Below are 20661 nucleotides of genomic sequence, written 5' to 3'. Positions count from 1 at the left end.
CTCATGGGCGGCCTCGCAGGCGGAAGCCCTTGGGGGTGGCGGCGAACCCGGCCTCGCTGAGGAATCCGGCGAAGGTGTTGCCGTGCACGGATTCACCGTTGACCCGATCGATGACCAGGGAGTCCACTCGCCGGTCGTGAACCAGCGCGGCCAGCGCGGTGGCCGCGGCGGTCCGGACCGCGGGATCCTCGGTGAAGGTGAGCAGGGTCTTGCCGCCCCGCTCCAGGTAGAGCGCCAGATCGCCCTCGACCAGCACGACCAGCGCGCCCGCCTTGCGGCCCGGGCGGTGCCCCGCGCCCTCGGCCGCGGCCTTGGGCCACGGCAGGGCGGCGCCATAGGGGTTCGCCGGATCGCAGGCGGCCAAGGCGACGGCATTGCCGACCGGTCCGGCGGCGAACGAGTCGGCCGCGCGGCTGCGGTCGGTGTCGAAGGAGCGCAGGCGATCCACCACATCCGTGGTCGAGAACTGCGCGCCGCCCAGGGAATCCACGAAATATCCGCGCCGGCAGCGGCCGCGATCCTCGAACTCGGTGAGCACCCGGTACATGAGGGCGAAACCGCCGGGGACGCCCTCGCTCTGGACCGAGCCGCGGGTCAGCACACCGTACCGTTCCAGCAGGACGTCGGCCGTGGCGTGCGCGCGGATCGTATTGTCGCCGACCCGTTCCGGCAGCAGCGACCAGCGTCCGGCCACCTGCGGCGAGCTGGTGCGGGCGGGCATGCCGGTGCGCGGCAGATACATTCGCCCGCGCGGCGTCCGCCGGGGCGTGCGATGGGCGGTGGTGGTGCGGGTGGTGCCCGCCAGCAGGGCGCGCACGGGGGCGAAGGTGTCGCCGCCGACGTGCCCGGCCCACACCAGATCCCACAGTGCGGAGGTCACCGCGGCCTCGTCCTCGGAGCCGACGCCGTCGAACAGCTGACGGAAGAAGTACGCGCCCCCGGTGCTGCCCGTCACCACCTGGTACTCGCCCTTCGGCAGGTCGGCCGCCGCGGCGGTGCCACCGATCACAGTGGCCCCCAAGGCCGTCAGCAGCGCGACGTGGTTCTCGCCGAGGTCGATATCGTCCGGCGGCGGCAGCGTCAGCCCGGCCTGCTCGGCCGGATGCAGGGCGATCCAGCCGTCCTTGGCGGTGATCGACCCGTGCCCGGACCAGATCACCTCGCCGGTGGCCATGAGCTCGTCCAGCATGGCGGGGGAGTAGTCGCGCACCCGCGACGGCAGGATCAGCGACTCCCAGGCCGAGGCCGGAATCGGCACGCCCGCAAGCTGTTCCACCACCGCCGCGACCCCGTCCACGCCCCGCAGCTCGCCGGTGCCGACATGCTGCCAGGACGGCAGGAACCGGCCCAGCGCGGCGGTCGCCACCGGTTCGACCTCCTTGCGGGCGGCGGCGAGCGACCGGCGGCGCAGGCGGCGCAGCACCTCGCTGTCACACCACTCCGAACCCGCCGCGCCGGGCGTGAATTCGCCTTCCACCACCCGTTTCTCGATGGCGAGACGGTGCAGCGCGGTGGCCGCCACGGCCGGTCCCAGTCCGAACCGGTGCGAGACCTGTGTCAGCGTGAACGGCCCGTGCGTGCGGGCGTACCGGGCGACGAGATCGCCGAGCGGATCGGCCACGGGCTCGATGAACGCGGCCGGAACCCCGATGGGCAGCGGCACCCCGAGCGCGTCCCGCAACCGCGAGGCATCCTCGATCGCCACCCACCACCGTGATCCGGCGAACGAAACCTCCAGCGCACGATGCGATTTCACGAGCTCCGCGAACCACTCCCGAGGATCGTCCACGCATCGCTCGCTCGCCTCGGCGGCGGTGATCGGACCGAGCAGCCGCAGCAGATCGGCCAGCCCCTCCAGGTCCCGCGCGTGCCGTTCGGGCGTGAGCCGCTGCAGTTCCCGCTCGGTCTGCTCCAGCACCTCCGAGTCCAGCAGCTCGCGCAGCTCGACCCGCCCGAGCAACTCCGCCAGCAGGCTCGAGTCCAGCGACAGCGCCGCCGCCCGCCGCTCGGCCAGCGGACTGTCGCCCTCGTACATGAACTGCCCGATGTAGTCGAACAGCAGCGAATTCGCGAACGGGGAGGGATCGGCCGTCTCCACCTCCACCAGCCGCACCTGCCGCCGCGCCACCTTGCCCAGCAGCTCCCGCAGCGACGGCAGGTCGTACACGTCCTGCAGGCACTCGCGCACCGTCTCCAGCAGAATCGGGAACTCCGGGAACTTGCGCGCCACATCCAGCAGCTGCGCCGCCCGCTGCCGCTGCTGCCACAGCGGCGCCCGCTTGCCCGGATCCCGCCGCGGCAGCAGCAGCGCCCGCGCCGCGCACTCCCGGAACCGCGACGCGAAAAGCGCCGACCCACCGACCTGTTCGGTCACCAGATCATCGATCTCATCGGTCTCGAACACGAACAACTCCGCCCCCGGCGGATCATCGGTCGTATCCGGCAGCCGCACCACGATCCCGTCATCCGACGGCGTCGGCGCGGCATCCACCCCGAACCGCTCCCGCAGCCGCGCCGCCACCGCCAACGCCCACGGCGCGTGCACCGGCAGCCCATACGGCGAATGCAACACCACCCGCCAGTCCCCGAGCTCATCCCGAAACCGCTCCACCAGCAACGTCTTGTCCGTCGGCAACTGCCCGGTCGCCTCCCGCTGCTCCGCCAGCAGCGACACCAGATTCCCGGTCGCGTTCTCGTCCAGCCCCGCCGCCCGCGACACCCGCTCGAGCTCGGTCTCGGGCGCGGACTTCGCCTTGCCCGCAGCGGATTTCGTCTTCCGCGCCCCCTGGCCGTCGCGCTTCGCACCCGCGGCGCTCCGGCCCTTTGCGCTCCGGCCCTTTGGCCCCGCGGACCCGCTGTCGGTGCCCTCGTCTGCTCCGGTCACCGGCTCTCCGGCGGGATCGGGTCCGCCCGCCGCGAATTCCACCAGGGCCGTGGTCAAGTCGACCGGGTGGGCTTTACCCGCCGCCGGTCTGGCTCGGGCCGACGACCGCCCGCCGCCGGCGCGATCCTGCTCGGCCGGATCGAACTTTCCGGTCCGGGAGCCTGTCGGCGCGCCCGCCCGCCCGCCGGCGCGATGCTGCTCGACCGCCTGTCCGGCCAGCCGCACGAATTCGCCCAGGGCCGCACCCAATTCGGCGGGGCGACCGAGGGAATCGCCGTGCCAGAAGGGGAGTCGGCCGGGCAGGCCGAAGGCGGGGGTCACCAGCACGCGGTCGAAGGTGATCTCCTCGATGCGCCAGCTGGTCGCGCCGAGGGCGAAGACGTCGCCCACCCGCGACTCGTAGACCATCTCCTCATCGAGTTCGCCTACGCGGGAGGCTTTTTCGCCGACCATGAAGACCGGGAACAGGCCGCGGTCGGGGATCGCGCCGCCCGAGGTGACGGCCAGCCGTTGCGCGCCGGGGCGGCCGGTGAGGGTGCCCGCGTCGCGATCCCACACGATGCGCGGGCGCAGCTCGGCGAACTCGTCGGAGGGGTAGCGTCCGGCCAGCAGGTCCAGCACCGACTCGTAGGCCGAACGGGGCAGCGCCGCATAGCTTCCGGTGCCGCGCACCGTCTCGAACCAGGCGTCGGCGTCGATCGGCTCCAGGGCGCAGGCCGCCACGGTCTGCTGGGCGAGGATGTCGAGCGGGTGCGCGGGCACCTGGAGTTCCTCGATCTGTCCGGCCGTCATGCGCATGGACGCCACCGCGCAATGGATGACGTCGGTCCGATGCTTGGGGAAGATGACGCCGCGCGAGATCTCGCCCACCTGGTGTCCGGCGCGGCCCACCCGTTGCAGCCCGGAGGCCACCGATGGCGGGGCCTCCACCTGCACGACCAATTCCACCGCGCCCATGTCGATGCCGAGCTCGAGACTGCTGGTGGCCACCACACAGCGCAGCCGCCCGCTTTTGAGATCATCTTCGATGAGCGCGCGCTGTTCCTTGCTGACCGACCCGTGGTGGGCGCGCGCCAACAGCGTTGTGGCGCCGTGGATCACCTCGGTCGAGGCGCCCAGCTGCGCGGGCGGCTTGTGCTCGGTGTCCACCGCCTCGCCGATGCGGGCCTGGTACGCCTCGTTCAGCCGCGCGGTGAGCCGCTCGGAGAGCCGCCGCGAATTCGCGAACACGATCGACGACCGATGCTCGAGCACCAGATCCACGATGGCCTCGTCCACATGCGGCCAGATCGACCCCGGCTGATCCGAATCCTCACCGCCCGCATCGGGTTCGGTCATATCCGGCACCGGCACGCGCACCGACAGGTCGAAGGTCTTGGGCGCGGGCGGCGACACGATGGTGATCGGCGCGCTCCCGACCAGGAACCGGCCCACCTCCTCGGGCGGTCGCACGGTCGCCGAGAGTCCGATCCGCTGGGCGGGCCGCTCGGTCATCAGATCCAGCCGGGCCAAGGAAAGCGCCAGGTGCGCACCGCGTTTGGACCCCGCTATGGCGTGCACCTCGTCCACGATCACCGTGTGCACCCCGCTCAGCGTCTCCCGCGCCGCCGAGGTCAACATCAGAAACAGCGATTCCGGCGTGGTGATCAGAATGTCCGGCGGCGTGCGCTGCATGCTCCGCCGATCCGCCGCGGACGTATCCCCCGACCGCACCCCCACCCGGATCTCGGGCGCGTCCACCCCCAGCCGTTTGGCCGTCTGCGTGACCCCCACCAGCGGCGCCCGCAGATTCCGCTCGACATCCACCGCCAGCGCCTTCAACGGCGAGATATAGAGCACCGACGTCTTGCGCGGCCCCTCGGCGGGCTCCCGGGTAGCCAGCCGATCGATCGCCCACAAGAATGCCGACAGCGTCTTACCCGACCCGGTGGGCGCGACCACCAGCGTGTGCTGCCCCGCCGCGATCGATTCCCACGCCCCCAACTGCGCGGCCGTGGGCGCGGGAAACGCACCGTCGAACCACTCTCTGGTCGCGGGGGAGAACCGATCCATGGCCCCAGTCTGCACCCGCCCACCGACAGGAAGCGCGACCCAGTCCCTAACGGTCGGTTCTCCCCACCTGTCCGTTTTCCGGGATTCCGGGGACTGGCGAAGACCAGGCAATCGGTGATATGCCACTGAGCCCCGCGCGTAGGCTTCGGTCCGTGCAGAAGGTGCTCCGACTCGACATGGTCAGTCACGGCATGACCGAGGCGATGCGCAAAGCACGATTCCCGGTCGACGAGCCCCTGACGGAGGCGGGCCGGCGCGCGGTCTCCTCGTGTGGCCGGTTGAACGCCGCGCGGGTCATCACCGCTCCCGAGCGCCGCACCGTCGAAACCGCCACCCTCATGGGCCTGATGGGTGACGAGGACGACCGACTACGCGACCTGGACGCGGGCGCCTGGCGCGGGGGCGAGCTCATGTCGGTCCCCAAGGAGGACCTCTACCTCTGGCTCACCGACCCCGGCTATCGCGGCCACGGCGGCGAGGCGGTCGTGGACGTCATCGAGCGCACCGGCGAATGGCTGGCCGATATCGCCCTCGACGGCGAGCCCACCATCGCCGTCACCCATCCGGCGGTCATCCGCGCCGCCCTGCTGGTCACCCTCGACGCGCCCGCGAAGTCGTTCTGGCGCATCGACGTTCCCCCGGTCAGCGTCACGCGCCTGCACTATCGCGGCGAATGGACGCTGCACTTCCGTTAGACCCCGGCTGGGCGGAGGCCATCATGGCGCGCACCGCGTCGGTGATGAGCCGGGCCGAGATCCCCGGATCCACCGCGCGCTGAATGCCCAGGCCGAGGCCGAGACTCAGGATCGAGGTGGCGGCGTCATCGGCCGACATGGGCAGCGTCAGGTCCATCGAATCGAGCAGGACCTGCAACTGCGCCGCGACGGCACCGCGCATCATGCTCAGGCTCGAGACCAGCGCGGCCTGCAGATCCGGATCGTCCCGGGCCACGATGGCGAACTCGAATTCCAGCATCGTCCAGCCGACATCACCGAGCGTGCGTTCGGCCCAGCCCTCGAAGCGCTGCATCTGCGCCTCGAAATCGTCCGTGCCGGCGATCAGCCCGCTCAACTCCTCGAACTTGGTCTCGTGGATCAGCCCCAGCACCTCGAGGCACAGCGCCGACTTGGTCTTGAAGTTGGAGTAGACCGCGCCCTTCGAATAGCCCGCCTCCTCGGCGACCCGTTCCAGGCTGGTTTTGGCGTACCCGTCGGACAGGAACATGTCGCGCGCGGTGGAGAGCAGGTCCGTGCGGGTGCGGGCCTGGCTCTCGGTCCGGGTCAGTCGTGCCATGGCGACGATTCTATGTACTCGAAGATTTGGGATACCGTCGGTATGTGAATACTGCTAGTGTTCGAAACCATGAGTAACAGGAACGGGCCACAGCGACGTGGCCTGGCCATCGGGTGCGGCGGCACGGTCGGCATGGCCTGGATCGTCGCCGCACTGGCCGCGGTCGAGGACGTACTCGCCTGGGATCCGCGCGAGGCCGACGTCATGATCGGCACCTCGGCGGGCGCGGAGGCGCTGACCATGCTGGGCAGCGGCGTTCCGGTGAAGGAGCTGGTCGCCATGCAGCGCGGCACCTCCACCGACCCGATCCTCACCGCCCACATGCGTTCGGAGCCGGGACGATTCCCGCCGCTGCCCCGCCCGCGCCTGGGCGCGCCCGGCCGCGCGGCGCGAGAACTGCTGGCCCGCCCCGGAAATGGACATGCCCTGCTCACCGCGGGCAGCGGGTTGCTGCCGCAGGGGGGCGGCGACCCGGCTTGGCTGCAGCGGCTGGCCGAACGGCTGAACCCCGGCCGCGACTGGGTCCAGCATCCGGCGACCTGGCTGGTGGCCATGGACAATGCCACCGGCGAACGGGTGCCGTTCGGATCGCCCTCCGCGCCGGATGCGAATCTCGGTGCGGCCCTGCGTGCTTCGTGGGCCGTGCCCGGCTGGTTCCCGGCGGTCGAGATCGCGGGCCGCCGGTTCATCGACGGCGGCGCGGCCTCCACCGCCTCGGCCGACCTGCTCATCCCGGCCGGGCTGGACGAGGTCGTGGTGATCGCCCCGATGGCCTCCACCGGCCGCCTGCCCGTCACCAGCCCCGGGCACTTGCTCGAGCGGCAACTGCGAAACCGCATGAGCGAGAAGCTCGATGCCGAGATCGCCCTGCTGCGCGCCACGGGCGCCAAGGTGCTGCGGATCGACGCCACCGCCGAGGATCTGGCCGTCATGGGCCCCAATTTCATGGACGGCCGCCGCCGTCTCGCCACCTTCGAACACAGCCTGGACAGCACCCGCCGCCAGGTCGAGCAGGGAGCATTCGCATGAGCATCTTCGGAAACAGCTATCCGGCAATCGATCTGAGGGGCGCGCGGGTACTGGTCACCGGCGCGGGCCGCGGCATCGGCCAGTGCACCGCCGAGCTGTTCGCGAGCAAGGGCGCGGAGATCGCCATCGCCGACGTGGACGCCGCCGCCGCGCAGACCGCCGCGGCCGCGTTGGGGGCCACGGCCTTCGAACTCGATGTGCGCGACCGCGGGCAGTGGGACAAGGTCGTCGCCGACTTCGGCCGCATCGACATCCTGGTGAACAATGCCGGTGTCATGCCCGCCGGCTCGTTCCTCGACGAGCCGGACGCGGTGGGCCACACCACCATCGACGTCAATGTGTGGGGCCTCATCCACGGCATGCGCGCCGTCGTCCCCGGCATGATAGATCGCGGCCACGGCCATGTCGTGAACGTCGCCTCCCTCGCCGGCAAGATCCCGATCCCGGGCCTGGCCGTCTACAACGCCAGCAAGTTCGCCGCCGTGGGCCTTTCCGCCGCAACGCGTCTGGAGTTCGCCCCGCACGGCATCAGCGTCAGCTGCGTCATGCCCTCGGCCGTGCGCACCCGCCTGTCCTCGGGGCTCACCCTGGGCGGGGGCATGCCGACGGTGGATCCCGAGGACGTCGCCGCGGCGGTTGTCGGTACGGTGCGCACCCGCCGCGCCGAGGTCGCGGTCCCGAATTACCTGGGTCCCATCGACGTCGCGTTCGCCGCCGCCCCCGAACCCGCGGTCCGCTTGGTCCGCAAGTTCTTCAACGGCGACCGCGCCCTGCACCCGTCCGACGAGAAGGTCCGCGCCGAGTACGAGGCGCAGGTGCGCTCGATCACCTCCGAGGAGTAGCTACTCGAACCGGATGCCCTGTGCCAGCGGCAGTTCGGTGGAGTAGTTGACGGTGTTGGTGGCCCGGCGCATATACGCCTTCCAGGAATCCGACCCGGATTCCCGGCCGCCGCCCGTCTGCTTCTCGCCGCCGAACGCACCGCCGATCTCGGCCCCCGAGGTGCCGATATTGACATTGGCGATGCCGCAGTCCGACCCGTCGGCGGCCAGGAACCGCTCCGCCTCGCGCTGGTTCTGCGTGAAGATCGACGACGAAAGACCCTGCGGCACAGCGTTGTGCATCTCGATGGCGGCATCCAGGTCCTGGTAGGTCATCACGTACAGGATCGGCGCGAAGGTCTCCTCCCGGACCACCGCGGTCTGCGCGGGCATGCGCACGATGGCGGGCCGCACGTAGAAGCCGTCGCCCGGACCCTCGACACGTTCACCGCCGCAGACCAATTCGCCGCCGTCGGCCAGGGCCCGCTCCAGCGCCGCCCGCATGCCGTCATAGGCCCGCTCGTTGATCAGCGGCCCGACCAGCACGCCGTCCTCGAGCGGATTGCCCACGCGCAGTTGCCGATACGCCGCCGAGATCCGGTCCAGCAGCGGCCCGGCCACATCCGCGTGCGCGATCAGCCGCCGCAGCGTCGTGCACCGCTGACCGGCCGTGCCCGCCGCCGCGAAAACGATTCCCCGCGTGGCCAATTCCAGATCGGCCGTGGGGGTCACGATGGCCGCGTTGTTGCCGCCCAGCTCCAGCAGGCAGCGCCCGAAGCGTGCCGCCACCCGCGGCGCGACCTGCTGCCCCATCCGCACCGATCCGGTCGCGCTCACCAGCGCCACCCGCGGATCGTCCACCAGCTGTTCGCCGACCGCCGCCGGGCCCTGGATCAGCTGGTGCACTTCGGGATCCGCGCCCACGTCGGCCGCGGCCCGCCGCAGCAGCGCGTGACAGGCCAGCGCGGTCAGCGGCGTCGCCTCCGAGGGCTTCCACACCACCGTGTCCCCGCACACCAGCGCGACGGCGGTGTTCCACGCCCACACCGCCACGGGGAAGTTGAACGCCGAGATCACCCCGACCACGCCGAGCGGATGCCAGGTCTCCATGAGCCGGTGCCCGGGCCGCTCCGAGGGCATGGTCCTGCCGTACAACTGCCGCGACAGCCCGATGGCGAACTCGCAGACGTCGATCATCTCCTGGACCTCGCCGCGCGCTTCCGGCCCGATCTTGCCCGCTTCCAGGGTGACCAGTTCGCCCAGTTCGTCCTGATGCTCGGTGAGCAGCGCCGCCAGCCGCCGCACCACCGCGGCCCGTTGCGGCGCGGGGACGGTGCGCCAGCCCCGGAAGGCCGTGTCGGCGCGGGCGATAGCGGCTTCCACCTCGGCTTTGTCGCTCGCGGGCAGGCTGATCAGCTCACTGCCGGTGATCGGGGTGCGCGCGGAGATCTCGCCGGGCGCGGGCGGTTCGACACCCAGCCGTCGCAGCAGGTTCTCCGCCCGCTCACGTAGCTCACGGGTCGCGGGTGCGGTCAGTGCGTGACTCATTACATGGCTCCAGGTTGGGTTCCGGCACCGAGTTCGGTTCGCTGCGTTAGCCTTCGCTGATGGCGGATACACCGGCGAAACCCGTACTCGACGACATCGATCGACTGCTGATCCGTGAGCTGATTGCCGATGGTCGCGCCACCCTGTCCAATCTGGCGGAGAAGGCCAACCTTTCGGTGTCCGCGGTGCAGTCGCGGGTGCGGAGGTTGGAGGCGCGCGGCGTGATTCGCGGCTACACGGCGAATGTCGATCCCGAGGCGTTGGGACAGATGCTGTCGGCTTTCGTCGCGATCACTCCTCTCGACCCGTCACAACCCGATGACGCACCCGCACTGCTGCAGCACATTCCGGGCATCGAGGCCTGCCACTCGGTGGCCGGCGACGAGAGCTACATGCTGATGGTGCGCGTGGCCTCGCCCAGGCACCTGGAACAGCTGCTGCAGGAGATCCGCGCGACGGCCAATGTCCGGACGCGTAGCACCATCATCCTGCAGACATTCTATGACAAGTAGGCCGCGGACCCGGGCAAGTAGGCCGGAGACATTCAGGTGACAGCCCGGTCTCACTCGTAAACTTTTCGGAACTTACGGGACCGGCCGTAAAAGTTCATTTACGCTGGGTGGCGTGACCCTCGAACTCGATCGGCTCGGGGCGGCAGCCGAAACCACACTGGTCACCCCCGCCCGGGTGCATGAGATCCTGGCCGCGAGCATTCTCGCCGACGGCTTCGACCTCGTACTGGACCTGCGAAAATCGCATGGACGCCGACTCGTGGACGCCCGCGACGGCACCGAGTACCTCGACATGTTCGGCTTCTTCGCCTCCAGCACCCTCGGGATGAACCATCCCGCGCTGCTGGACGACAAACACTTCCTCGCCAACCTCACCGCCGCGGCGCTCAACAAGCCCAGCAACTCCGACGTCTACACCGTCGAGATGGCGCGCTTCGTGGACACTTTCGTGCGTGTGCTGGGCGATCCGCGCCTGCCGCACCTGTTCTTCATCGACGGCGGCGGCCTCGCGGTCGAGAACGCGCTCAAGACCGCCTTCGACTGGAAGTCGCGCCACAACGAAACGCACGGGCGCGCACCGGAACTCGGCACCAAGGTGCTGCACCTGACGGGGGCCTTCCACGGCCGCACCGGATACACGCTCTCGCTCACCAACACCGACCCGGTCAAGACCGCGCGCTTCCCGAAGTTCGACTGGCCGCGCATCGACACCCCGTACATCGGCGACGACCACCCCGACATCGAGGCCGCCGAGGCGCGCGCCCTCGACCAGGCTCGACGCGCCTTCGCCGAAAACCCGTACGACATAGCGTGTTTCATTGCCGAGCCGATCCAGGGCGAGGGCGGCGACCGGCACCTGCGCCCGGAATTCCTGCGGGCGATCCAGGAGCTGTGCCACGAGCACGACGCCCTGTTCATCCTCGACGAGGTGCAGACCGGCGTCGGCATGACCGGCACCATGTGGGCCTACCAGCAGCTCGGGCTGGAACCCGACATCGTCGCCTTCGGCAAGAAGACCCAGGTCTGCGGCATCATGGCCGGCGGTCGCGTGGACGAGGTGCTCGACAACGTCTTCCACGTCAGCTCGCGCCTGAACTCCACCTGGGGCGGCAACCTCGCCGACATGGTCCGGGCGCGCCGTGTGTTCGAGGTGATCGAGCACGAGGGCCTGGTCGCCCGCGCCGCCGAGCTCGGCCCGCACCTGCTGGCCCGGCTGACCGAATTGTCCACCGCCCACCCGGAAGTCGCCGATCCGCGCGGCCGCGGTCTCCTGTGCGCCGTCACCCTGGGGAGCGCGCGACTGCGCAACGAGGTGGTCGACCGCCTCCGGGACGAGGAGCACGTGCTGATCCTCGGCACCGGGGAACGCGGCATCCGCTTCCGGCCGCCGCTGACGGTTACCAAGGCGGAGCTGGACGAGGCCGTCGACGCCCTCGAGCGCGTATTGCCCTGAGCCGCAACCCGGACCGGTTCATTTCTGATCGCGAGCATGACGCCGACGTCAGGATCGGCGTCGTGCTCACGGGCCGCCGCTATCGCCTCGTTTTGCCAGGTGGGCAGCAGGCGTACGCCGAGACAGTCGGTGCTGCTTGCCGGTACGTGTGGAACATCGGTCTCGAACAACGCCGTGAGTCCCGTCGGCGAGGTGCGTGGATCTCGGCGGCCCGCCACCGCTGCCGTCATCAGGAAAGTCCCGCTGCGTACACGTCACAGACGTGTTCCCGGCGCCGTGGTATCGACCCGGAATCACGCGAGAGCCAAGCGGCGTTCCGGTGCACGGACTGCGGGTACCCCGAGAACGCGGATGTGAACGCCGCCAAAATATCCTCGCCGCCGGACGGGCGGTGACAGCCTGTGGAGACTTTGCCGGTGGGCGGTCTGCGAAGCAGGAACCTCTAGCCCGCATCGGCTGGGAATCTGCCCCTCAGGGGGTTGAGGACGTCAAATGGGAAATCTCTCCGCCGACGCGGCCGCGTGTTCTGGGTCTCGGGCCGCGATCACAGTGAGGTGTACGCCATCGACATCGTGGATTGGAAGCTGCCGGCCCGTATTCCGGTCGGCCGCGGCGCGCACGGCCTCACCATCTGGCCGCAGCCCGGCCGGTATTCGACCGGGCACACCGGCGTAATGCGTTGAGCCCCGGAACGTCTCGGGGAGGCGGATGTGGACCCGGCCAAAACCTGGTCCCGATGACTGGGCGATTCCGCTATTGAACGATGTTCGGGTTGTGGCGGTGAATCACCCGAATCGTGTGGTCTACCTGCGGGTTTCTACTGGCGGATAGTCAATAACAGTACTCATGAGTAGCCCCGTCTGGATTCCCCAAGGCGTCTGGTACTGGTTACACTCCCCGTCATGACGAGTGTCCAGCAACAGCCTTCGCCGGGTTCGGCAGGTGCCCCAGATATCCACACCACCGCCGGCAAGCTTGCTGACCTGCGCAATCGGCTGGAAGAGGCCAAGCACCCGATGGGTGAGGCCGCGGTCGACAAGGTGCACGCCAAGGGCAAGATGACCGCGCGCGAGCGCATCCTCGCCCTGCTGGACGAAGGCTCGTTCGTCGAACTCGACGCCCTCGCGCGCCACCGCAGCGTGAACTTCGGCCTGGAGAACCAGCGCCCGCTCGGCGACGGCGTGGTGACCGGCTACGGCACCATCGACGGCCGCGATGTCTGCATCTTCTCCCAGGACGTCACCGTCTTCGGCGGCTCGCTCGGCGAGGTCTACGGCGAGAAGATCGTCAAGGTCATGGACCTGGCGCTGCGCACCGGCCGCCCGCTCGTCGGCATCAACGAGGGCGCGGGCGCGCGCATCCAGGAAGGCGTCGTCTCCCTGGGTCTCTACGGTGAGATCTTCCACCGCAACATCCAGGCTTCCGGCGTCATCCCGCAGATCTCGCTGATCATGGGCCCGGCCGCGGGTGGCCACGTCTACTCGCCCGCGCTGACCGACTTCGTGGTCATGGTCGACCAGACCTCGCAGATGTTCGTCACCGGCCCCGACGTCATCAAGACCGTCACCGGCGAGGAAGTCACCATGGAGGAGCTGGGCGGCGCCCACACCCACATGGTCAAGTCCGGTGTCGCGCACTACGTCGCCTCCGGCGAGCAGGACGCCCTGGACTACGTCCGCGATCTGCTGAGCTACCTGCCGAGCAACAACCGCGCCGAGGCCCCCCGCTTCCCGGCCACCGCCGCCGCGGGCGCCATCGAGGAGAACCTCACCGAGGCCGACCTCGAGCTGGACACCATCGTCCCGGACTCGCCGAACCAGCCCTACGACATGCACGAGGTCATCAAGCGCCTGGTGGACGACGAGGAGTTCCTCGAGGTCCAGGCCGAGCGCGCGATGAACGTCATCGTCGGCTTCGCCCGAATCGACGGCCGCAGCGTCGGTTTCGTGGCCAACCAGCCCTCGCAGTTCGCGGGCTGCCTGGACATCGACGCCTCGGAGAAGGCCGCGCGCTTCGTGCGCACCTGCGACGCCTTCAACGTCCCGATCATCACCCTGGTCGACGTCCCGGGCTTCCTGCCCGGCACCGGCCAGGAATACAACGGCATCATCCGCCGCGGCGCGAAGCTGCTCTACGCCTACGGTGAGGCCACTGTGGGCAAGATCACAATCATCACCCGCAAGGCCTACGGCGGCGCCTACGACGTCATGGGCTCCAAGCACATGGGCGCGGACGTGAACCTGGCGTGGCCCACCGCGCAGATCGCGGTCATGGGTGCGTCCGGCGCGGTCGGTTTCGTCTACCGCAAGCAGTTGCAGCAGGCCGCCGCCGAGGGCAACGACGTCGACGCCCTGCGTCTCGAGCTGCAGAACGAGTACGAGGACACCCTCGTCAACCCGTACGTGGCGGCCGAGCGCGGCTACGTGGACGCCGTCATCCCGCCCTCGCACACCCGCGGCCAGATCGTGTCGGCGCTGCGGCTGCTGGAGCGCAAGATGGTCTCGCTGCCGCCGAAGAAGCACGGCAACATTCCGCTCTGAAAATGCGATACGCGCGGTATGAGGCGCACACTGATCCTTGGGACAAGTGATTTCGTACCGCGCACGATCGCCTCATCCGAGCAAAGATGTTCAGGAATGACCCTCGCAGTCGGGGGTTGTATCGAATACCGTTCGCGTCCCCGGAACACACGGGCCGTGAACAAGCCGCGCACCACGCGGCGAACGGACAGGAGGACTGGCGCTGTGACGACCATGGCCGATGAAGAAGTACTGCGCGCCGCCGAACTGGATCTAGCCGTCGATGAGTTGGCGGAATCCGTCGATACCGCCGTCGCCGAGATCGAATCGTCGAACGCCGGACCCGTCGTCCGGGTTCTCAAGGGCAATCCGACCGATCTCGAACTCGCCGCGCTGGTCGCCGTGTTCGCCGCCGCGTCGGCGAGCGCCTCGGCCGCTCCGGCCGACGGTGGCCCGGCCGACCACTGGGGTCGCCCGACCCTGCTGCACCGCGGCTCTTCACCCTTCTCGCCCTACGCTTTTCCGGCGCTCTCGCACCTGCGCGACTGACGGCCTGTGACCGTCTTCGTACTGGCTTCACAATCTCCGGCCCGGCTCGGCGTCCTGCGCAACGCGGGCGTCGATCCCGTGGTGCGGGTGTCCCATGTGGACGAGGACGCGGTCATGGCGGCACTGCCCGCCGATACCGCGCCCGACCGTGTGGTCGTCGAATTGGCCCGTGCCAAGGCCCGTGAGATCGCCGGGCAGCTGGCCGCCGATCCGGCCTTCGCCGATTCCGTTGTGGTGGGCTGCGATTCGATGCTGCTCGTCGACGACGTGCTGCAGGGCAAACCGCTGACCCCTGAGGTGGCGCGTGCCCGCTGGGCCGAGATGGCCGGGCGCAGCGCGGATCTGCTGACCGGGCACAGCGTGCTGCGATTGCGCGCGGGCGAGATCGTCGCCGAGGCCGCCGACTGCAGTTCCACCACCGTGCATTTCGCCAAGCCCGAACCGGAGGAGCTGGACGCCTACATCGCGACGGGCGAGCCGCTGCAGGTGGCCGGTTCCTTCACCCTGGACGGCCTGGGCGGCTGGTTCGTGGATCGCATCGACGGTGATCCATCGAGCGTGATCGGCATCGGGCTACCGCTGGTTCGTCGACTGCTTGCCGAAGTCGGCGTCGGCATTGCGCAGCTGTGGGTCGGTCGCCCCGCGTAACTGCGGCTCGGTGGCACTGCGTAACTGCGGCTCGGTCGTGGTGCGCAACTGCGGCGCGATGCGACTGGTCGACGGCGCTAATCGGGGTTCGCCGGTCTGGGTCGGCTGTTCCTCCTCGCGCAGCGCCTCACCCGTGCGGGCGGCCAGGATCTCCAATCGCGCCACGCACAGTTCGGGTTCCACGAACGGGTGCAGGCGGACGTTCATGTTCTCGCGGCCGCCGTTGCGGTCCAGCACTTCTCGCATGAGCCCCAGGTGCACGCCGCACACCACCTCGGAGTGGGTGCGGGCCAGTTCGCGCAGCGGGCAGGCGGTCATGCGGATCAGCGCGGACTCTTCGGTCTCGCTGGCGTGGTCGCGTTCGGGGGCGAAGCCGAGTTCTGACATGAGGGTGACGGTGAGGTCCTTGGCGTCCTCGAGCGTCTCGATGGGCTGATCCACCGATTCCAGTTTCGCGCCCCAGGCGCGCCCGGCCGCGATGGCGGCGTCGGAGCGGCGGCGCGGATCGCTGCCCAGCTGGTCGGCCAGCACCTGGGCCAGTTCCTGATAACCGACCGATCGCTGTACGGCGGTATAGCCGATGCGGGGGCGGCCGCGACCGCGCGGCGGCTGCTGGAATTGGCGGACCAGCGATTCCCGGGTGAGGACGTCCAAATGGAAACGAACGGTGGTCACATGCTGGCCGGTGACGCGCGCCAGTTCCTGGGCGTCGAGAGGCTCGCTGGCGCCACGTAGGATCGCAAGCAGTCGCCGTCGCGGCCAAGAATCGGACATAGCTCACCCCTCCTCTCGAGAGACTTTATCGGATGAAGCTGCGCTTAATTCGCCCAATCATCCGATTCGTGATCTGAAACGAGTTACGTAACCACCACATGCCTACGATCGGTGTCGAGATTCGAACCGCCAATACCTAACCCACCACGCGTGAAGGACCACAACGTGCCCGTCGCTCCGGATCCGCATCAGTCTTTCGGCTCCTACGCACATCCTCACCGACTAGTAACCACAGAGTGGCTGTCGGCAAACATCGGCACGCCAGGACTCAAGATCATCGAGTCCAACGAAGACATATTGCTATACGACATCGGCCATGTCCCGGGTGCCATCAAGATCGACTGGCGTTCCGAACTGATCGATCCTCGTACGCGCGATGTCATCGACGGCGCGACCTTCGCCAACCTTATGCGCGTGAAGGGCATTGAACGAGACGACACCGTGGTGATCTACGGCGACAAATCCAACGGCACCGCGGCCGCCACCCTGTGGGTGTTCTCCCTCTTCGGACATGAGGACGTGCGCCTGCTGGACGGCGGCCGCGATGCGTGGATCTCCGAGGCCCGCGACACCACCTTCGAAGTGCCCTCGGCCGGCCTGGGCGAGTACCCGGTGGTCGACCGGGACGACAAGTCCGCCCGCGCCTTCCGCGGCGACGTGGTCGCGCACCTGGGCGGCCCGCTCATCGACTCGCGGGTGTTCGAGGAGTACGCCGGTGAATTGGTGGTCCTGGACCGTCCCGAGGAGCAGGCGCTGCGGGCGGGGCATATTCCGACCGCGGTCAATATCCCGTGGACGTCCTCGGTCGGCGCGGATGCCCGCTTCCGTCCCCGGGTCGAGCTCGATGTCATCTACGGCGGTGTCGTGGACGGCGTCGCGCCCATGGTCTACTCCCGCGTCGGTGAGCGCTCGGCGCTGACCTGGTTCGTTCTCACGTATCTGCTGGGCGTGTACGGCGTCCGCAACTACGACGGTTCCTGGACCGAGTGGGCCAATGCCGTCGGGGCCCCTATCGTGATCGGGCAAGAGCCGGGCGCGGTGCCCGTGTCCATGGCAAGCTCGTAACGCTCGGACCCCTCCCTGGTGATTGACAGGGAGGGTCTCGAGGGAATCTGGTAGAACAGGTTCTAAAACTGAGAGTCCCGGGAGTCGTATTGCTCACTCTTCGGGCCTACTCGGTAGTAGCCCTATCCCGTTTCGGGCTTTGTTGGCACGATGCCTACAATCCCGACTGACGAAATATCCAGAGCACAGGAGGCTCAGTGCCCAACCATGCCAACGCGCAGATCACGAAGGTCCTCGTAGCCAACCGAGGCGAGATCGCCGTGCGCGTGATCCGGGCTGCCAAGGACGCCGGGATCGCCAGTGTCGCCGTGTACGCCGAGCCGGACGCCGATGCGCCGTTCGTGAAGCTCGCCGACGAGGCGTTCGCGCTGGGTGGTCAGACCTCGGCCGAGTCGTACCTGGTGTTCGACAAGATCCTCGACGCCGCCTCGAAGGCCGGCGCGGACGCGATCCACCCCGGGTACGGCTTCCTCTCCGAGAACGCCGATTTCGCGCAGGCCGTGATCGACGCCGGGCTGATCTGGATCGGTCCCTCGCCGCAGTCGATCCGGGATCTGGGTGACAAGGTCACCGCCCGCCACATCGCCGAGCGCGCGCAGGCCCCGATGGCCGCGGGCACCAAGGACCCGGTGAAGAACGCCGACGAGGTCGTCGCGTTCGCCAAGGAGTACGGCGTGCCGGTGGCCATCAAGGCCGCTTTCGGTGGCGGCGGTCGCGGCATGAAGGTCGCGCACACCGTCGAGGAGATCCCGGAGCTGTTCGAGTCCGCGACCCGTGAGGCGATCGCCGCGTTCGGTCGCGGTGAGTGCTTCGTGGAGCAGTACCTGGACAAGGCCCGCCACGTCGAGGCGCAGGTCATCGCCGACAAGCACGGCAATGTCGTGGTCGCGGGCACCCGTGACTGCTCGCTGCAGCGTCGCTTCCAGAAGCTGGTCGAGGAGGCGCCCGCGCCGTTCCTGTCCGACGAGGTGCGCGGCAAGATCCACGCGTCGGCCAAGGCCATCTGCCGTGAGGCGGGCTACTACGGCGCCGGCACCGTGGAGTACCTGGTGCAGGGCGAGACCGTGTCGTTCCTCGAGGTGAACACCCGCCTGCAGGTCGAGCACCCGGTCACCGAGGAGACCGCGGGAATCGACCTGGTGCGCCAGCAGTTCCGCATCGCCGAGGGCCACGAACTCTCCATCACCGAGGACCCGACCCCGCGCGGCCACTCGTTCGAGTTCCGCATCAACGGTGAGGACGCCGGTCGCGGCTTCCTGCCCGCGCCCGGTCCGGTCGTGGTCTACCGCGAGCCCGCGGGCCCGGGTGTGCGCGTGGATTCCGGTGTGGTCGAGGGCAGCGTCATCGGCGGCCAGTTCGACTCCATGCTGGCCAAGCTGATCGTCACCGGCGAGACCCGCGAGCAGGCGCTGCAGCGTGCCGCCCGCGCGCTGGACGAGTACCAGATCGAGGGTCTGGCGACGGTCATCCCGTTCCACCGCCACATCGTCGAGAACCCGGCGTTCGTCGGTGACGGCACCAAGTTCGACGTCTACACCAAGTGGATCGAGAACGAGTGGGACAACCCGATCGAGCCCTACACCGGTGGCCAGCCCATCGAGGACGAGGACGAGGCGCCCCGTCAGAAGGTGGTCGTCGAGGTCGGCGGCCGTCGCCTGGAAGTGTCGCTGCCGGGCCAGTTCTCGGTCGGCGCGGGTGCTGCCCCTGCGGGCAACGGTGTGGTGCGCAAGAAGCCCAAGCCGCGAAAGCGTGGTGGCGCGGGCGGCGGTGCCGCCTCCGGTGACGCCGTGACCGCCCCGATGCAGGGCACCGTCGTGAAGGTGGCCGTCGAGGAGGGCCAGACCGTCGAGGCGGGCGACCTGGTCGTGGTGCTCGAGGCCATGAAGATGGAGAACCCGGTCACCGCGCACAAGGCCGGTGTCATCACGGGTCTGTCGGTGGAGGCCGGTGCGGCCATCACCCAGGGCACTGTGCTGGCAGAGATCAAGTGACTGTGCTGGCAGAGATCAAGTGACCGTGCGGGCCGAGATCAAGTAAGTACCCAACTCTCGGGACTCTCAGGGGCTTCGCCCCCGAACCCCCAAGGGATTTCGCGAAGGCCGCTCACCTGCGAGGTGAGCGGCCTTTCGCGCTAATGTCGTGGCATGGCTGAACCACCCGAGATCCGCATCGGCACCGCTGAGCGCGAGGACGCCATGAAGCGGCTATCGGATCACTTCGCGGCGGGCCGGTTGAGCGTCGCCGAATTCGACGAGCGCAGCGGGATCGTGGCCGCGGCCATGACGCGTCGCGACCTCGAGCCGGTGTTCGCCGATCTGCCCGAGCCGGTGGCCGAGAAGAGCTCCCCGGCGCGACGGGAATCCGGATTCGGCTCGCACTGGCAGGAACGCGTGATGCCGGTCGTGCCGATTCTCGCGGTGATCCTGTTCTTCGTGACCCATCAGTGGTGGGTGTTCCTGCTGATTCCGCTGGCGGGTGCGGTGCTGTTCGGCGGCCGCGGCGGCAGCGGCGGCAGCGGCCGGGATCATCGGGATCGCCGGGACCGGCGGCGGCAGCGGCGACTCGATCGCGGATCGGAGGACTGATGGAGCCCATCGAGATCAATGCGGGCAGTTGGTATCTGCGCGCCCTGCGCGCCGACGAGCGCATCGACGACCGCCCGGCCCTCGCCGACGGCGGCATCACCGACCCCGGATACGTGGCCCGGCGCACCGCCGAATGGGCTGCGGAGAGCCACTTCTCATGGGCGGTGTGCGTGCCCACCACCGCCGAGATGGTGGCCGAGATCGGCGTCGAGCCGCACGCCGACGGCACCGCGACGGTAACCGGTTGGGCGCGTGGCGGATACGACGCGGCGCTGGCCGATGGTCTCGAGAGCGTGCGCCGCTTCACCGCGGGGGCGCTCGGCCTGGAGCCCGTCGACGCCTGAATCGATGCGCCCTATCGCGGGTCGCTGTCCGTTCCGGAAATTGACCGATCTCCCGAAAACCTACTCCTACCAGGTGTAATGCCGTTCGCTCGCAGAAAATCAGTCGTCTCGGCGACCACATGTGGGGGACCCTGAAGTCGCATCCGAAACCGACGACCAGGGGAGGCGGTTATGTGGAGCTGGAGTAATCACCAATCGGATCGGGCGACGGCGGCGTCGTTCACCAACTGGCGGATCCGGGAACCGGAACCGACGGTGACCGATCCGGAGTTCGACGAGACCTCGGACGACGACATGTATCGCGACATCGACAACGACGACGCGATGATGGGCGGGGACATCTCCGAAGACGCCCTCGCCGGCATGTTCGACGCGCTCGCCACCATGCTGCGGACTCCCCCGCCTCTCCGCGCCTTCAACGGCGGACTGAGTGCCGTTGACGGTCGGGCGTCCGCGACGGCGGTCGGGCGTCGAATCCATTTTGGACGTACCCGGTGAGTTACCCCGGTCGGGGCGAGATCAGTGGCCGCGTTGGGCATCGATTCGGACGGGTGGGAAGTTCGTAATGCGTAGGGGGCGGATCCG

The 20661-nt window shown here is 69.0% G+C and carries 19 protein-coding genes; 15 read left to right on the top strand and 4 right to left on the bottom strand.

Annotation, left to right across the window (positions count from 1 at the left end):
- Window position 1: 1 nt before the first annotated feature.
- The gene (locus GPX89_RS44615; RefSeq protein ID WP_157388386.1) at window positions 2–4936 is read right to left on the bottom strand and encodes an Lhr family ATP-dependent helicase; all 4935 of its coding nucleotides are present in this window, start codon (window positions 4934–4936) and stop codon (window positions 2–4) included.
- Window positions 4937–5088: 152 nt separating this feature from the next.
- Between GPX89_RS44615 and GPX89_RS16030 the strand changes: the two genes are divergently transcribed.
- On the top strand, window positions 5089–5631 hold the full coding sequence (locus GPX89_RS16030) for a histidine phosphatase family protein (protein ID WP_328601894.1): 543 nt from the start codon (window positions 5089–5091) through the stop codon (window positions 5629–5631).
- On the opposite strand, the gene GPX89_RS16025 is transcribed toward GPX89_RS16030, so the two are convergent.
- Window positions 5585–6229, bottom strand: a complete 645-nt coding sequence (locus tag GPX89_RS16025) for a TetR/AcrR family transcriptional regulator (RefSeq protein ID WP_157388385.1) — start codon at window positions 6227–6229, stop codon at window positions 5585–5587. The two genes, GPX89_RS16030 and GPX89_RS16025, sit on opposite strands and share 47 nt — an antisense overlap.
- A gap of 69 nt (window positions 6230–6298) precedes the next feature.
- On the opposite strand from GPX89_RS16025, the gene GPX89_RS16020 reads away from it, so the two are divergent.
- Window positions 6299–7258 carry a patatin-like phospholipase family protein gene (locus GPX89_RS16020; RefSeq protein WP_157388384.1) on the top strand — a complete coding sequence of 320 codons (960 nt, stop codon included), beginning with the start codon at window positions 6299–6301 and terminating at the stop codon, window positions 7256–7258.
- On the top strand, window positions 7255–8100 hold the full coding sequence (locus GPX89_RS16015; RefSeq protein WP_157388383.1) for an SDR family oxidoreductase: 846 nt from the start codon (window positions 7255–7257) through the stop codon (window positions 8098–8100). The genes GPX89_RS16020 and GPX89_RS16015 overlap by 4 nt, the downstream gene beginning before the upstream one ends.
- Here GPX89_RS16015 and amaB read toward each other — a convergent pair whose 3' ends face one another.
- Window positions 8101–9627 (bottom strand): L-piperidine-6-carboxylate dehydrogenase, encoded by a 1527-nt coding sequence (gene amaB / locus GPX89_RS16010; protein WP_157388382.1) that lies wholly within the window; start codon window positions 9625–9627, stop codon window positions 8101–8103. It lies immediately after the preceding gene.
- Between the two features lie 59 nt (window positions 9628–9686).
- Here amaB and GPX89_RS16005 point away from each other — a divergent pair, with 59 nt between their 5' ends.
- From GPX89_RS16005 to GPX89_RS15975, 7 genes are all read left to right on the top strand, one after another.
- Window positions 9687–10139, top strand: coding sequence for an Lrp/AsnC family transcriptional regulator (locus tag GPX89_RS16005; protein ID WP_033085113.1), 453 nt, complete (start codon window positions 9687–9689; stop codon window positions 10137–10139).
- A 112-nt stretch (window positions 10140–10251) separates the two neighbouring features.
- Entirely contained in the window at window positions 10252–11592 is a 1341-nt protein-coding gene (gene lat, locus GPX89_RS16000) for an L-lysine 6-transaminase (protein ID WP_328601893.1), read from the top strand.
- Window positions 11593–11654: 62 nt separating this feature from the next.
- Window positions 11655–11987, top strand: a complete 333-nt coding sequence (locus GPX89_RS43845; RefSeq protein ID WP_198347470.1) for a zinc ribbon domain-containing protein — start codon at window positions 11655–11657, stop codon at window positions 11985–11987.
- Window positions 11988–12113: 126 nt separating this feature from the next.
- Window positions 12114–12275 (top strand): hypothetical protein, encoded by a 162-nt coding sequence (locus tag GPX89_RS15990; protein WP_235947443.1) that lies wholly within the window; start codon window positions 12114–12116, stop codon window positions 12273–12275.
- Between the two features lie 219 nt (window positions 12276–12494).
- Window positions 12495–14132, top strand: a complete 1638-nt coding sequence (locus tag GPX89_RS15985; RefSeq protein WP_157388381.1) for an acyl-CoA carboxylase subunit beta — start codon at window positions 12495–12497, stop codon at window positions 14130–14132.
- Window positions 14133–14345: 213 nt separating this feature from the next.
- Window positions 14346–14660, top strand: a complete 315-nt coding sequence (locus GPX89_RS15980; RefSeq protein WP_157389082.1) for an acyl-CoA carboxylase subunit epsilon — start codon at window positions 14346–14348, stop codon at window positions 14658–14660.
- Between the two features lie 6 nt (window positions 14661–14666).
- The gene (locus GPX89_RS15975) at window positions 14667–15308 is read left to right on the top strand and encodes a Maf family protein (RefSeq protein WP_328601892.1); all 642 of its coding nucleotides are present in this window, start codon (window positions 14667–14669) and stop codon (window positions 15306–15308) included.
- Here the strand turns inward: GPX89_RS15975 and GPX89_RS15970 are convergent.
- Entirely contained in the window at window positions 15234–16082 is an 849-nt protein-coding gene (locus tag GPX89_RS15970) for a helix-turn-helix transcriptional regulator (protein ID WP_157388380.1), read from the bottom strand. The genes GPX89_RS15975 and GPX89_RS15970 overlap by 75 nt on opposite strands.
- Window positions 16083–16247: 165 nt before the next feature.
- Here GPX89_RS15970 and GPX89_RS15965 point away from each other — a divergent pair, with 165 nt between their 5' ends.
- The 5 genes from GPX89_RS15965 (at window position 16248) to GPX89_RS15945 (ending at window position 20574) form a co-directional block, all read left to right on the top strand.
- Window positions 16248–17147: a sulfurtransferase gene (locus GPX89_RS15965; protein ID WP_328601891.1), complete on the top strand. Its 900-nt coding sequence runs from the start codon at window positions 16248–16250 to the stop codon at window positions 17145–17147.
- 197 nt (window positions 17148–17344) lie between these two features.
- Window positions 17345–19138 carry an acetyl/propionyl/methylcrotonyl-CoA carboxylase subunit alpha gene (locus GPX89_RS15960; protein WP_328601890.1) on the top strand — a complete coding sequence of 598 codons (1794 nt, stop codon included), beginning with the start codon at window positions 17345–17347 and terminating at the stop codon, window positions 19136–19138.
- 153 nt (window positions 19139–19291) lie between these two features.
- Entirely contained in the window at window positions 19292–19732 is a 441-nt protein-coding gene (locus GPX89_RS15955; RefSeq protein WP_157388379.1) for a DUF1707 SHOCT-like domain-containing protein, read from the top strand.
- Window positions 19732–20076, top strand: a complete 345-nt coding sequence (locus GPX89_RS15950; protein ID WP_157388378.1) for a hypothetical protein — start codon at window positions 19732–19734, stop codon at window positions 20074–20076. The genes GPX89_RS15955 and GPX89_RS15950 overlap by 1 nt, the downstream gene beginning before the upstream one ends.
- A gap of 171 nt (window positions 20077–20247) precedes the next feature.
- Complete coding sequence (locus GPX89_RS15945) at window positions 20248–20574, top strand: hypothetical protein (RefSeq protein WP_157388377.1); 327 nt, start codon at window positions 20248–20250, stop codon at window positions 20572–20574.
- Window positions 20575–20661 lie beyond the last annotated feature (87 nt).

The sequence above is a fragment of the Nocardia terrae genome (genome assembly GCF_009760405.1).
GTDB lineage: Bacteria > Actinomycetota > Actinomycetes > Mycobacteriales > Mycobacteriaceae > Nocardia > Nocardia terrae.
This window is presented reverse-complemented; position numbering and strand designations above follow the sequence as displayed.